Source organism: Streptomyces sp. NPDC026246, from assembly GCF_055567995.1.
The window spans coordinates 136,044-149,021 of record NZ_JBVHPJ010000011.1; the positions used below are offsets into that span (position 1 = coordinate 136,044).

8 protein-coding genes and 2 tRNA genes are annotated in these 12,978 nt (G+C 72.9%); 6 read left to right on the forward strand and 4 right to left on the reverse strand.

Going from position 1 to position 12,978, the window contains the following annotated elements:
• Positions 1-4: 4 nt before the first annotated feature.
• Positions 5-1,210, reverse strand: coding sequence for an MFS transporter (locus tag ACZ4M5_RS26050; protein ID WP_467740226.1), 1,206 nt, complete (start codon positions 1,208-1,210; stop codon positions 5-7).
• 131 nt (positions 1,211-1,341) lie between these two features.
• On the opposite strand from ACZ4M5_RS26050, the gene ACZ4M5_RS26055 reads away from it, so the two are divergent.
• Positions 1,342-1,920, forward strand: a complete 579-nt coding sequence (locus ACZ4M5_RS26055) for a TetR/AcrR family transcriptional regulator (protein WP_467740227.1) — start codon at positions 1,342-1,344, stop codon at positions 1,918-1,920.
• Between the two features lie 16 nt (positions 1,921-1,936).
• On the opposite strand, the gene ACZ4M5_RS26060 is transcribed toward ACZ4M5_RS26055, so the two are convergent.
• Together ACZ4M5_RS26060 and ACZ4M5_RS26065 are read right to left on the reverse strand one after the other, a co-directional pair.
• Positions 1,937-6,823, reverse strand: coding sequence for a hybrid sensor histidine kinase/response regulator (locus tag ACZ4M5_RS26060; protein ID WP_467740228.1), 4,887 nt, complete (start codon positions 6,821-6,823; stop codon positions 1,937-1,939).
• Between the two features lie 353 nt (positions 6,824-7,176).
• On the reverse strand, positions 7,177-7,695 hold the full coding sequence (locus tag ACZ4M5_RS26065) for an SSI family serine proteinase inhibitor (protein WP_467740229.1): 519 nt from the start codon (positions 7,693-7,695) through the stop codon (positions 7,177-7,179).
• Positions 7,696-7,995: 300 nt separating this feature from the next.
• On the opposite strand from ACZ4M5_RS26065, the gene ACZ4M5_RS26070 reads away from it, so the two are divergent.
• A tRNA-Ser gene (locus ACZ4M5_RS26070) sits at positions 7,996-8,086 on the forward strand.
• Positions 8,087-8,271: 185 nt separating this feature from the next.
• Positions 8,272-8,344 (forward strand) — tRNA-Arg (locus ACZ4M5_RS26075).
• A gap of 91 nt (positions 8,345-8,435) precedes the next feature.
• On the opposite strand, the gene ACZ4M5_RS26080 is transcribed toward ACZ4M5_RS26075, so the two are convergent.
• Positions 8,436-8,852, reverse strand: a complete 417-nt coding sequence (locus ACZ4M5_RS26080) for a site-specific integrase (protein WP_467740230.1) — start codon at positions 8,850-8,852, stop codon at positions 8,436-8,438.
• Between the two features lie 804 nt (positions 8,853-9,656).
• On the opposite strand from ACZ4M5_RS26080, the gene ACZ4M5_RS26085 reads away from it, so the two are divergent.
• The 3 genes from ACZ4M5_RS26085 (at position 9,657) to ACZ4M5_RS26095 (ending at position 12,922) form a co-directional block, all read left to right on the forward strand.
• Positions 9,657-10,955 (forward strand): ice-binding family protein, encoded by a 1,299-nt coding sequence (locus ACZ4M5_RS26085; RefSeq protein WP_467740231.1) that lies wholly within the window; start codon positions 9,657-9,659, stop codon positions 10,953-10,955.
• A gap of 112 nt (positions 10,956-11,067) precedes the next feature.
• Positions 11,068-11,784, forward strand: coding sequence for a DUF5819 family protein (locus ACZ4M5_RS26090; RefSeq protein ID WP_467740232.1), 717 nt, complete (start codon positions 11,068-11,070; stop codon positions 11,782-11,784).
• Positions 11,774-12,922 carry an HTTM domain-containing protein gene (locus ACZ4M5_RS26095; RefSeq protein WP_467740233.1) on the forward strand — a complete coding sequence of 383 codons (1,149 nt, stop codon included), beginning with the start codon at positions 11,774-11,776 and terminating at the stop codon, positions 12,920-12,922. The genes ACZ4M5_RS26090 and ACZ4M5_RS26095 overlap by 11 nt, the downstream gene beginning before the upstream one ends.
• Positions 12,923-12,978: the final 56 nt, after the last annotated feature.

A 12,978-nucleotide genomic window follows, 5' to 3' on the forward strand; every position in this document is an offset into this window, starting at 1 on the left:
CGCTTCACCGTCGTACGGCGGTCACGCCCCAGCCCAGCAGCAGCCACAGCCCCGCCACCGCGCACACCCCGTCCCAGCCGAAGTGGCCGTAGGCGGCGCTCGCGAGGGCGGAGGCGGCGGCGCCGCCCGCGAAGCCGGCGACCACATAAGCGGTGTTGGCGGTGGCCGGGGTGGAGGTCGACGTCAGGGCCAGCGTCTGGTTGGCGACATGGGAGGCCACCAGCGCCGCGTGGATCGCGACGGCGGCGGCGAACAGGGCGCCGAGCGTGTGCCCGCCGAGCCGGAACAGCGGCACGGACACGGCCGCCACCAGGTACGCGGACCGCACCACCCGGCCCGCGCCGAACCGGTCCACCAGCCCGCCGGCCAGCGGAGCCACCGCGCTCGCCGTCAGCCCGAACAGCCCGAACAGCCCGGCGGTCGCGGTGGACAGACCGTACGCCGGCCCGGTCAGCAGCACGGCGAGCGACGTCCACAGCGCGCTCCACGCGCCGAACATCCCGGCCTGGCGCACACACGCCCGCCACAGCTCCGGCGAGCCCCGCAGCACCGACGGCAGCGCGGCGAGCCCGGAGAACAGCGAGCCCTCCCGGCTGCGCCGCGACGGCAGGACGGACGCCGTCGCCAGCCCCAGCGCCAGCGTCAGCACGGCGGCACCCGCGAACACCCAGCGCCAGCCGAAGGCCTGCCCCGCCAGCCCGCCCAGCACCCGGGCCCCGACGATGCCGGTGAACAGGCCCGCTATGACGGCGGCGACATGCCGGGCGCGCCGCTCGGCCGGGGCCCGTTCGGCCACCAGCGGCACGAGCAGCTGCGGGACGACGGTCGCCGCCGAGGCGACGAACACGGCGACCGCGAGGAGTCCGGCACCCGGGGCGAGGGCACTGGCGGCCAGCGCCAGCGCGGTCACCAGCGTGAGCCCGGCGACCAGCCGGCGGCGGTTGACGCTGTCGCCGAGCGGCGCGAAGAACAGCAGGCCGACCGCGTAGCCGAGCTGTGCGACGGAGGCGATCCAGGCCAGGGCCGAGGGGGTCGAGCCGAAGTCGTGGGCCATCAGGGACAGCAGCGGCGCGGCGAGGTAGATGTTGGCGGCGGTGACCGCACTGCACACCGCGAGCAGGGTGAGGAAGAGACCGGGGGAGGGCGTGCGCGGCGCCCGCGCCGGGGTACGGCCCGCCCGGGGGGAGGTGGTCGTGGTCGCTGTCGGCATGAGGGGAGGACTCCTTGGAGTCGGCTCTAACAACTAACTGGTTGGTTGGCAATCGGGCCAACAGTCTGGGGCGCCTCGCCATTCCATGTCAACCAAACAGTTGGTTGCCTCGTCGCGCTACCCTCTCCCTCATGGCAGCAAGGGACCCCGAGGCCACCAAGGCCCGGATCTTCGAGGCGGCGGTCGCCGAGTTCGCCCGGCACGGGATCGCCGGCGCCCGCATCGACCGCATCGCCGCCGAGGCGAAGGCCAACAAGCAGTTGATCTACGCCTACTTCGGCAACAAGGCCGAGCTCTTCGCGATCGTCCTGGAACGGAAGATGCTCCACCTCGCCGAGGCCGTCCCCGTCGACCCCGACGACATCGAGGGCTGGATCGACCGGCTGACGGACTACCACGCCGCCCACCCCGAACTGCTGCGCCTGCTCTTCTGGGAGGGCCTGGAGTACGGCAGCGCCGAACTGCCCCACGAGTCCGACCGCCAGGAGCACTACGCCCGCAAGGTCGCCGCCCTGCGCGACGGGCAGGAGCGGGGCGTCGTCACCGACGCGATCCCGGCCGCCGACCTGCTGTTCCTGCTGACCGCGCTGGCCAACTGGACCGCCGTCGTCCCGCAGATGCGGCGCATCCTGGTCGGCGGCGGCGACCCCGACACGGACCGGCTGCGCGCCTCGGTCAAGGAGGCGGCCCGCCGGCTCACGGCCCGGTAGGACAGGGGCGAGGTGCTCAGTTGGTGCCGATCCGGCTGAGCAGCTCCACGATCCGGGTCTGCACCTCGTTGCTGGTGGACCGCTCCGCCAGGAACAGCACCGTCTCACCGGACGCCAGCCGCGGCAGGTCCGCCTGGTCGACGGCGGCGGTGTAGACGACGAGCGGGGTGCGGTTGAGCTGCCCGTTCGCCCGCAGCCAGTCGACGATCCCGGCGAACCCGGCCTGCCGCCGGTGCACCTGCAGCAGGTCCATCACGACCAGGTTCGGCCGGAACTGCCCCGCGAGCGTCACCGCGTCCGCGTCGCTCGCGGCCCGCGCGACCTGCATGCCGCGCCGCTCCAGCGTCGCCGTCAGCGCCAGCGCGATCTCGGCGTGCTCCTCGATCAGCAGCACCCGCGGCGGGTGCTGCTCACTGTCGCGCGGCGCCAGCGCCTTCAGCAGCACCGCCGGGTCGGCCCCGTACGCCGCGTCCCGCGAGGCCTGTCCCAGCCCGGCCGTGACCAGCACGGGCACCTCGGCCGCCACCGCGGCCTGCCGCAGCGACTGCAGGGCCGTCCGCGTGATCGGCCCGGTCAGCGGGTCGACGAACAGCGCGGCCGGGAACGCCGCGATCTGCGCGTCGACCTCCTCGCGCGAGTTCACGATCACCGGCCGGTAGCCGCGGTCGCTCAGCGCCTGCTGGGTGCTGACGTCCGGCGCGGGCCACACCAGCAGCCGCCGCGGGTTGTCCAGCGGCTCGGGCGGCAGCTCGTCGTCCATCGGCTGCGGCCGGGGCGGGTCGGCGACCTCGACGGCCCCGCCGGGACCGTCCAGCGGCTCGGGCCCCTCGGCCGCGTTCTCGTCCGGCGCGCCTATGGCGTACGAACGCCCGCCGCCCTCGGTCATCTGCGCGAGCCGCGTCTGCCCCGCGAGCGAGTGCTGCGCGGGCACGGGAGCCGGTGCGCCCGGCGGGACCGGCGTGCCGGCGGGGGTCCCGCCGGGCGGCGTCGCCTCGGTCGCCGGATGCGGCCGGGCGGCCTGCTCCGGACGGCCCGCCCGGTCCGCCGGCCGCGGTGCCTGGTCCGGACCGGCCTGCTGTTCCGCACGCGCGGCCGGGTCGGGCGGCGTGCCGAGCTTGCGGCGGCGGCCCGAACCGCCCGGCGCGTGCGGGGGAGGCGTCGCCGGGCCGTGGGCGGCCGGCGGCTGCTGGACCTGGGCCGCCTGCCGGGTGAACGGCACGCCCTGCCCCAGCGTCCGGACGCTGATCGCCCGTCCCTGCGTCGAGTTGGGGTCCACGGGCGCTGCGGTCTCGGCGGGCAGCGGCTGGGCCGCCCCCCGCGGAGCGGCACCCTGCGGGGGCACCGGCGTCCCCGGGGCGGGAGTGTTCCGCTGGGCCGCCCCGTCCGGGGCACTCGGGGTGCCCGGGGTGCCCTGGGGGTGGCTGCCCGGCGCGGCTCCGTTCGCAGCCATGGGGACGCCCGCGCCCGAGGTGCCGCCCCCGGCGGGCCACCCGCCGTGGACCGGCGCGCCCGGAGCGGGGGTTCCCGGAGCCGGGGTTCCCTGCGCGGGTGTGGCTTGAGCGGGTGTGGCTTGAGCGGGGGTCGTCCGAGCCGGGCCCGCCTGGGCCGGGACACCGGGGTTCTGCCCGGCGGCGGCCTCCGCGGGCAGCGGCTGAGCGGCGGGGGCGTGCTGGTCCGGTGCGGTCGGTGCGGTCGGTGCCTGCGGAGGCAGCGGCTGCGCCTGCAACTGCACCGCCTGCCCCGGCAGCACCGCCTGCACGCTGTGTCCGAGTCCGCCCTGGCCGGGCAGGGGTCCTGCCTGCGGCGGCACGGCGTCCGGATGCGGCTCGGCGACGCCCTGCGGGGCTGCGGCACCTGTCTGCGGTCGGGGGGCGTTGCCCTGCGGGGGCACGCCCGTACCCGGCGCGACCCGGGCGGCGGGCGCCACGGCCTGACCGGGCACGCCCTGTGCGGGTACGGCCTGTGCGGGCACGGCCTGTCCGGGCGGAACGGCTCCGGGGACCTGCTGGGCGGGGAGCCCCTGGGCGGGGACGCCCTGCGGGGGAACTCCCTGCCCGGCCCCGGCACCCGGGGGCACGGCCCCGGGAGGCACGACACCCGGCGGCACGACATTCGGCGGCACGGCCCCCGCAGGCCCGGCGGCCACCGGTGCGGCTCCTCCGGACGCGGCGGCCACCTGGCCGGGATGTCCCGGCACGGCCCCCGGCTGCCCGGCACCCCGAGGTCCGGCAGGCTGCTGCCCGGCCCCCTGCGCGACCGGAGCCGGAGCCTGAGCGGGCACGGACGGGTCGGGAGCCGGTACCCCGGCGGACTCCGGCGCGGCCACGGCACGCCGTCGGCGCCCGGTCGGCCGGCTGGTCGGGTGCGGCTGGGGCGGCGTGTGATCGGCGGACTGGTCGTGCGGAACGGCATCGTGCCGTCCCTCCTCGACGCCCTCGTCACCGGCAGCGCCGGGCCCCGCCACGACCCCCTGCCCGGCAGCCGGAGCACCGGCACCACCGGCACCGGGCTGCCCTGACGGCGCCTGTGTACCCGCACCCGGCGCCGCCTGGTCGGCCTCCGCGGGCGGCAGCGCGAACACCTGACGCGGTCCGGCCGCCGCAGCCTGCTGCGCGGCCGCGGCGCGCTCGTTCGCGGCGGCCAGCGCCCTGCGCCGGCGCCCCGTCGGCTGCGGGGCCTGCGCAGGATCCTGGTCCTGCGTGTCCTGGTCCTGTCCCTGCTCCCCGGACGGTGCCGCCGGAAGCGCCGCAGGCAGCGCGTGCTGCTCACCGGGCTCCCGCCGGGCACGCCGCCCGGACGGCACGGGCACGCCCTGCGGCGGAACGGTGCCGCCCAGCCCGGTGTTCGAGGCGGCGGCTCCCGCCACGTGCTCCCCGGCCATCACGACGGCGCCCTCGGCGACACCCTGCACCGCGCTGCCGACGGCCGCCGCACCCGCGTCCTCGGCGGGCCGGCCGCGACGCCGCCCCGTACCACCCGAGGCGGCGTCCTCGCCGGAGGCCGGTGCGGGCAGCGCGGCCGGTTCCCCGGCGGCGCGCCTCCTGCGCCGCCCGGTCGGCACGCCGCCTTCGGCACCGGGGCCCGCCTCGTCCTCGCCCTCACCCGCGGGAGCGTCCCCGTCGAGGAAGGCGTCGGTGCCGCCCCGCCGGGCACGGCGGCGCCCCCCGCCGGAAGGCTGGTCGCCGGGCGCGAGTGCGGGCGCGGCCGCCGCCTCGTCCGCCGGCTGCTCGGTGACGGCCCCGGCCCCGCTGCCGAGCGGCACTTCCAGGACGTACGCACTTCCGCTCATCCCCGGCACGTCGTGCGTCTGCAGGACGCCACCGTGGGCCCGGACGATCCCGCGCACGATCGGCTCATGCACGCTGTCGCCCCCGGCGTACGGCCCGCGGACCTCGATGCGTACGACCTCGCCGCGCTGGGCGGCCGCCACGACCACGGTGTTGTCCATGTAACCGCCCACCGACACGGGCGAGTTGCCGGTCGCGTCGACCCCGGCCACGTCCGCGACGAGATGGGCGAGGGCGGTGGCGAGCAGCCGGGGGTCGACCTCGGCCTCGATGGGCGGGGCGTGCACGGCGAACTGCACCCGTCCGGGCCCGATGAGCTCCACGGCCCCGTCGACACCGGCGGCGACGACGGCGTCGAGCATCACCTTCGTCCGGGTGACGTTCTCGCTGCCCGCGTCGAGCCGCTGGAAGCCGAGGACGTTGTCGATCAGCGTCGTGATGCGCGAGTAGCCGGCCGAGAGGTGGTGCAGCACCTGGTTGGCCTCGGGCCACAGCTGCCCGGCGTCGTCGGCGGCGAGCGCGGCCAGTTCGCGGCGCAGTTCCTCCAGCGGCCCGCGCAGGGACCGGCCCAGCAGGGTCAGCAGCTGCTCGTGCCGTGCGGAGAGCGCGTCGAACCGGTCCTTCTCCCGCTCCCCGAGGGCGGCGTACCGCTCCTCGTCGGCGGCGAGTTCCTCGGCGTGCCGCTCGCGCAGCTCCTCCAGTTCCGTGACGTGCTGCTGGCGCAGGGCGGTCAGCTCGGAGGCGTGCTCCTCGGAGAGCCGCTCCAGTTCCTCGGCGTGGGCCTTCTCGGCCGCCTCCTTCTCCTCGACGACGGCGTCGTAGGGCCGCCGGTCGGTGAAGGTCATGACGGCGCCGACGAGCTGGTCGCCGTCGCGCACGGGCGCGGTCGTCAGGTCGACCGGGACCTTGGCGCCGTTCTTGGCGTACAGCACCTGCCCGCGCACCCGGTGCTTGCGCCCGGAGCGCAGGGTGTCGGCGAGCGGCGAGTCCTCGTACGGGAAGGGCGATCCGTCGGCCCGCGAGTGCAGGACGAGCGTGTGCAGCTCGCGTCCGCCGAGATCGCTGGCCCGGTAGCCCAGGATCTGCGCGGCCGACGGGTTGACGAGGACGATCCGCCCGTCGGTGTCGGTGCCGACGACGCCCTCGGCGGCGGCCCGCAGGATCATCTCGGTCTGACGCTGCGAGCGGGCCAGCTCGGCCTCGGTGTCCACGGTCCCGGACAGGTCGCGCACGACGAGCATCAGCAGCTCGTCGCCGGTGTAGCCGTAACCGTCGTACGCCTGCTGCCCGTTCTCGAGATTCGCACTGGTGACCTCGACGGGGAACTCCGTCCCGTCGGTCCTGCGCGCGACCATCCGGGTGGGCTTGGTGCGCGCCCGCGGGTCGAGGTGCTCGGGCCGTCGCATGGAGCCCGGGATGAGCTTGGAGTCGAACTGCGGCAGCAGGTCGAGCAGCCCGCGCCCCACCAGGGCGGTGCCCGGGGTCTCGAAGGCCTCCAGGGCGATGGTGTTGGCGTTGACCACCGTCCCGTTGGCGTTGACCAGCACCAACGCGTCGGGGAGGGCGTCCAGTATGGCTGCGAGGCGAGCAGCGCCTCGGGATGGCCTGCTGCTCACGAGACGCTTCCCTCCTGTTACCGCACCTTGCCGACCGCTCGGGCCATCTTGCCAACCGTCCCGCAGCGTGTCACGCGAGGGAGTCTAAGGGCTGGGGTTGCGCTCGCGACGCCGGATGAGAGGGAGGTCCCACGGGGAAGTGACCCCGGACCGGCGCGCGGGCGACCGCGAACGCCCGCCCTCCTGCGACGACGTCGCGAGACCTTCGCGGGACCTTTACGACGAAGACGTTTCTGTACGTTTCGGCCGAGCCGGCCTGATGCGGGCGGAGTGTGGCGCAAAGGGGACGTGCCGTGGAGGTGCGGGACGCATCCGGCCGGGCCCCGGCGGAGGGGGACCGGCCGGGCCGGGTCTCAGCGGACGGCGTCCGACTTCTCCCCCATGCCGGGCAGGAGCGGCACGAGCCGGTCCCAGCGGTCGATCTGGCAGCCGTCGCGGCGGTCGTACGTCGCGTCGACGGGGCGCCCGGCCCAGGTGCCGGTGACGTGCGCGGTGGCCGGCCCGCCGTACTGCATGGTGCACATGCCGCCCTGCGGGGCCGGCGCGAAGACGTCCCGGCCCCACCGCGTGTCCCGCTCCAGGGCCGCGCAGGCGCCGCGCGGGTCGGGGTGGCTGCCGCCGTCGGGGCCGCAGTACAGCTCGAAGGTGCCGTCCACTCCCTCTCCGGCGTTCCGCACGGTGACGGTGAGGTGGTCTCGGCCATGGAGGTCGTCGACCCACTCGCGGGGCAGCGGATCGGCCGCGGTGGCGTCGGCGTACGCGGCCGGGGGCACGGCGGCCAGCGAACCGACGCCGGCGACGGAGGCGGCGGCGCCGAGGAGGAGGCGCCGCAGGACGGGGCGGGCGGTGGCCCGGGGGGTGGCACGCAACATGCCCTGCCTAACGCGAGGCCGCCCCGGACGTTGCGCCCGTTCCGGCCGTTCCGCCCGCCCGGCCCCGCTGCTCCCGCCCGCCCGGCCCCGCTGCCCGCGCCCGCCCGGCAACTCCGTTCCCGCCCGCCCGGCACCTCCGTTCCCGCCCGCCCAGCCCGGTTCCGGCGATCCGCGCCCACGTGACAAGGCCTTTGCCCCGTGCCCTTCCCGCCTAGTACCGTAGGGGTCGATTGGTGACACCCCGCTCGACTGTGTCATCATCGGCACGCACCGACTCGCGCTCGCGCGGGTGGATGCGCTGGAGGCGTCGCCTAGTCCGGTCTATGGCGCCGCACTGCTAATGCGGTTTGGGTCTTAAAGCCCATCGAGGGTTCAAATCCCTCCGCCTCCGCACCCGATCACGAAGCCCCGGTCATCCGACCGGGGCTTCGCTGTCGTTGTCCCTCTGTAGCCCTGTTTTCGCAGGTCACAAGGGGTGCGGCCAATGGATTTCACATGGCGGCGGCAGTCATGTAATGTTCTTCCTGTCGCCGCGAGCGAGCCGAAAGGCCCGAGAGCGGCGAAACAACAGAACAAGCACTCGTAGCTTAACGGATAGAGCATCTGACTACGGATCAGAAGGTTGCAGGTTCGAATCCTGCCGAGTGCACAGCAGACCAGAGGCCCTGTGGAGAGATCCACAGGGCCTCTGGCTTTTTCCCTGACGGCAGTGGTTGACGGCAACCGTCTCTGCGAGTCGATCAGACGGCTACCGGGACACCGGCCGGGCCGTCGTCATCGTCCGGATCGTTGCCGTCACCCCTCAGGGCGTTCCCGACGCGGTCGAAGGCGGACCGCTGGGAGTCGAGCCGTACGAAGGTGTGGATGTCCATGGTCACGCGGATGGAGCTGTGGCCGAGGACTTCCATGATCATGCGGGCGTCGGCGCCCTGTTCGTGGAGCAGTGAGGCGCACGTGTGGCGCAGGTCGTGGAAGCGGACCCTGCGGACGCCGGCGCGGACGCACAGAGCCTCGAAGGAGCGGTTCAGGTTGCGCGGCTCGATGGGGGTTCCGTTCTTCGTGGTGAAGACAAGGCCCTGGGCCGTCCCCTTCCAGTTCGAGCCAGCAGCTTTTCGGTCGGCGAGCTGCTGGGCGCGCTGAGCGCGAAGCGCGGTCACACACTCGGACGGCAGGGCCACGCGGGGCCGAGCGCTGAGTCGTCGGCGCGACGATCAGCAACTCGCCGCCGACCCGCTGCAGGGCTTGCCGGACGGTGAGGACGCCTTCGTGGAGATCCACGTCCGACCAGCGCAGCCCCAGCAGCTCCCCGCGCCGCAGGCCGATGCGGACCGCCGGCTCGTACGCGGCCCACAGCCGGTTGTCTCCGGCCGCCGCCAGGAGCTGACGCCCTTCTTTGACCGTGAGCGGTTCTATCTCGCGCTTCGTTCCCATGCTCAGCTCGACGTTCCGGGCCACATTGCGGGGCAGCTCGTCCTCGCGTACGGCGTGCTGGAGGGCGGCCCGCAGGATCACCAGCAGGAAGCGCACGGTCCGGTCCGAGGGGAGCGTCGTGCAGCAGTTGCCGAGGGCGCAGCAGCGTCGGGATCGCTGGCAGGTCGGCGGCCGACACACCAATGGGTCGATGGTCCCCCGACTCCTGGCCGACGGTTTGGAAGCTCAGTACACGATGCACTCCGGCGCAGTGCCGGGCAGCCACCTTGCACCCGGGTCTCTGCCCTGTAGCGGAATCCGCGTCGACGGGAGTACCGGTAGGAATATTACCGCATTCGGCTCTGGTTCCTCGAATTCAAGCTATTTTCGCAACGCCGTGCACCGTTCGAATGACTATTAAACTCTCCGGTCTTGCGTAAGTCAGTTACACGAATATTGCTGCGTAATATGCGTCAGCAGTAACAGTAACGAGGCTTCCCGGGTGATCAGTCGAGCCCGGTGCGCCATGGCCCCACAGGAAATGGCTTTCGATGAAGCTGAAGATCCCTCACGTAACTCACCGCCGTGGCATGTCCGGCTTGCTGGCCTCGGCGCTCGCGGCCACGGTCGCCGCTGTGATGGTCGCCCTGACGCCGACGCAGGCCGTGGCCATCGCGACGCCCGTGCCTTTGGCCACGGCCGCAGACTTCTCCGTTCTCGCAGGTCAGGGTGTTACCAATACCGGCCCCTCGGTGATCAGCCAGGACCTCGGTACGCACCCGAACCCGTCCATCACCGGGTTCCCGCCCGGCCTCGTGCTCGGCGAAGTGCACGCTGGGGACGCTGTTGCACTTCAGGCCAAGTCCGACCTGGTCACGGCATACAACAACGCGGCGGGCCAGGCCACGGACTTCGCACTCCCGGCGGCCATCGGCAATGGCCAGACGCTGCTCCCGGGCGTCCACACCGCCGAGGTCGGAGTCGGACTCACCGGGGACCTGATCCTGAACGCCGGGGGAAACCCGAACGCCGTCTGGGTGTTCCAGATTCCCGAGGCCCTGACGACGGCGTCCGCCAGCCGGGTGCTCCTTACGAACGGCGCTTCGCCGTGCAACGTGTACTGGCAGGTCGGCAGCTCGGCCACCCTCGGCACCGACTCCACGTTCGTGGGCACCATCATGGCGCTGACCTCGATCAGCGTTAACTCGGGGGCGAACATCGAGGGCCGGGCGCTGGCCCGTAACGGCTCCGTGACGCTCGACAACAACCGGATCTTCCTCAGTGGGTGCGCGACCTCCACCACAGGTGGGACGACGACGGGAACCACCACCGGCACCACGACCGGCACCACGACCGGCACCACGACCGGAACGACCGGTGGGGGCCTCATCAGCGGTGGCCTCGTGACCGGCGGCCTCCTGGGCGGCCCCATCGCCTCGCCCGGCAGCACCTCGGGCAACGTCGCCGGCAGCACGTCCGGCAACACCGCGGGCAACACCTCCGGGAACACCGCGGGCAACACGGCCGGCAACACCACCGGCGGCAACGGCGGCGGCAACGGCGGAGACCACGACAACGGGCCGGGGCATGACGACAAGCCCGGCAGGCCCGGCCACGACGACAAGCCCGGCAGGCCCGGCCACGACGACAAGCCCGGCAGGCCCGGCCACCACAAGCCCGGTCACGGCGACGGGTCCGACCACGGCAAGCGGCCCCACGAGGCCTACGGCTACGGCGACCAGCCCCACGAGGCCTATGGCTACGGCAAGCAGCCGCACGAGAAGCACGGCTACGCCGGGACGCCCAAGGGCCATGAGGACGACGACCACTCCAAGGGCCTCGACGGTTAGGCAACGCACTGCGATCAGCCGGCTCACCTGAGGACGGCGTGCGGCGGATCTCTTCGGGTCCGCCGCACGCCGCCTCGGCGTGAGCGGCCGAACGTGAGAAGGCAGGTAGGCGATGTCGAGCGGAATTGACGCGGCGGACGCCAAGGAAATCCGGCATTTCGAATCCGGTCCGGTTGTTCAGGACTGTCCTGACGCCACGGCGGTTCCACCCAAGGTGCCTAGAGGCGCCCGTCTAATGAAAGCAGGCCTGTGCGCCGCAGTGGTTTCGTGCCTGGCGGCGAGTGTTCTCCATGTGCTTCTGGTGTTCCTCCATGTGGCACCGCCCAATACCGTCTCCAAGCGTTACGGCTCGCAGATCAATGGGTGGGTGTTCCCCTTCTTCGAGCAGAACTGGCGGCTTTTCGCGCCGGACCCGGAGTCCGTCAACCGCCAGATCCTGGCCAGAACCGCCCACACCGCTTCCGATGGTTCGGTTCGGGTGAGTCCCTGGTTCGACCTGACCGCCGTGGACGGCTCCGCGGTCGAGCATCACGTTTTCCCGAGCCACACGGCGCAGAACATGCTGCGTCGGGCCTGGTCCGGCTACACCGAGTCGCACGGAGGAGATGACAGCGTGCGCACGGAACGCGCCGTGATGATGCGGAAGTACCTGGCCAACATCGCCGCGGACCGTCTCGCCGCCCACGAGGGCGGAACCTTCGACTTCGTCCAGCTCCGTGTCGTCACGCGGCCCGTCGCCGCGCCCGGATCGGCGGTCGGTGATCGCCCGCCGAAACCCTCCGAGAACCGGCTTCTGCCGTGGTGGAAGGTGACCCGCCATGCGAAATGAGACGCAGAGGACGGTGCTTGCCCGTGCCGACCGGTGGCTCGGCGACCGGATCCAGGCGGTGTGGCACCTCCTGACCGGGCGCCCGGTGTCCCTCTACGCCGCGTCGGTGCTGCGCATCGGCTACGGGCTGCTCTATCTGGTCTTCCTCCTGCGCGAGTTCACGCACCGGGACGAGATCTGGGGCCCCGGATCTCCGTGGACGGCCGCCCTGGCCCAGGAGCTCTTCGAGCAGACGGGCTGGGTCAGCTTCCTGGTCTTTTCCGACGACCGGGCCTACTTCGAGCTCTGCTACGTGCTGGCCCTCGTCACGTCCGCGCTGTTCATGCTGGGCTGGCGTACCCGCCTCGTGTCCGTCCTCTTCGCCGCGGTGGTGACCTCGTTCCACGCTCGCGCGATCTTCATGACGGACGGGGGCGACAATCTGGTCCTGCTGATGGCCCTCTATCTGGTCCTCACCGCCTCGGGCCGACGCTGGTCTCTCGACGCGCGCAGGAAAAGGAGGAAGCCGGCTCCTGCCGGCAGCGCGCCGAAACCGCCGGCAAAGCCCCTCGCACGGCAACTCCGTGACAGCCGGACCACCTTGGTCACGGCGGTGCACAACTGCGGCATGTTCCTCATCGCGGCGCAGGTCTGTCTTCTCTACGGATCAGCCGGCCTGTACAAGGTCCAGGGCAGTACCTGGGGCAGCGGCACCGCGCTCCACTACGCCCTGAACCTCGAACTCTTCCGGCCCTGGCCGGTGCTCTCGCACTTCGTCGACGAGCACACACTCCTGATCGCCGCCGCCGGATACTTGACCGTGCTCCTGCAGGTGGCCTTCCCCTTCGTGCTGTTCGGCAGACTCAAGTACCCCGTCCTCACCATGCTGCTGGGCATGCACATCGGCATCGCCGTGCTCATGGGTCTGCCTCTGTTCTCCGGGGCGATGATCGTCGCGGACGCGGTGTTCCTGCCCGACCGCTTCTACACCCTTCTGCCTCACCTCTGCCGACGCGTGGGACGGCGGAGGAAGGTCAGAGGGCCGGCACCGGCCCTGGCGGCGGACGCCGGAGCGGTCCCCGCGCAAGGCAGACCCGGCGGAGCACTCGGCTCGAAGCATCCCGTCGGGCTCCCCGCCGAGCGGAAAGGACACCCCTGACCGCCCTGAGACCGTGCCCCCCGGCTTCCCGTACAGGCTCCTGACACAGTGCCCGG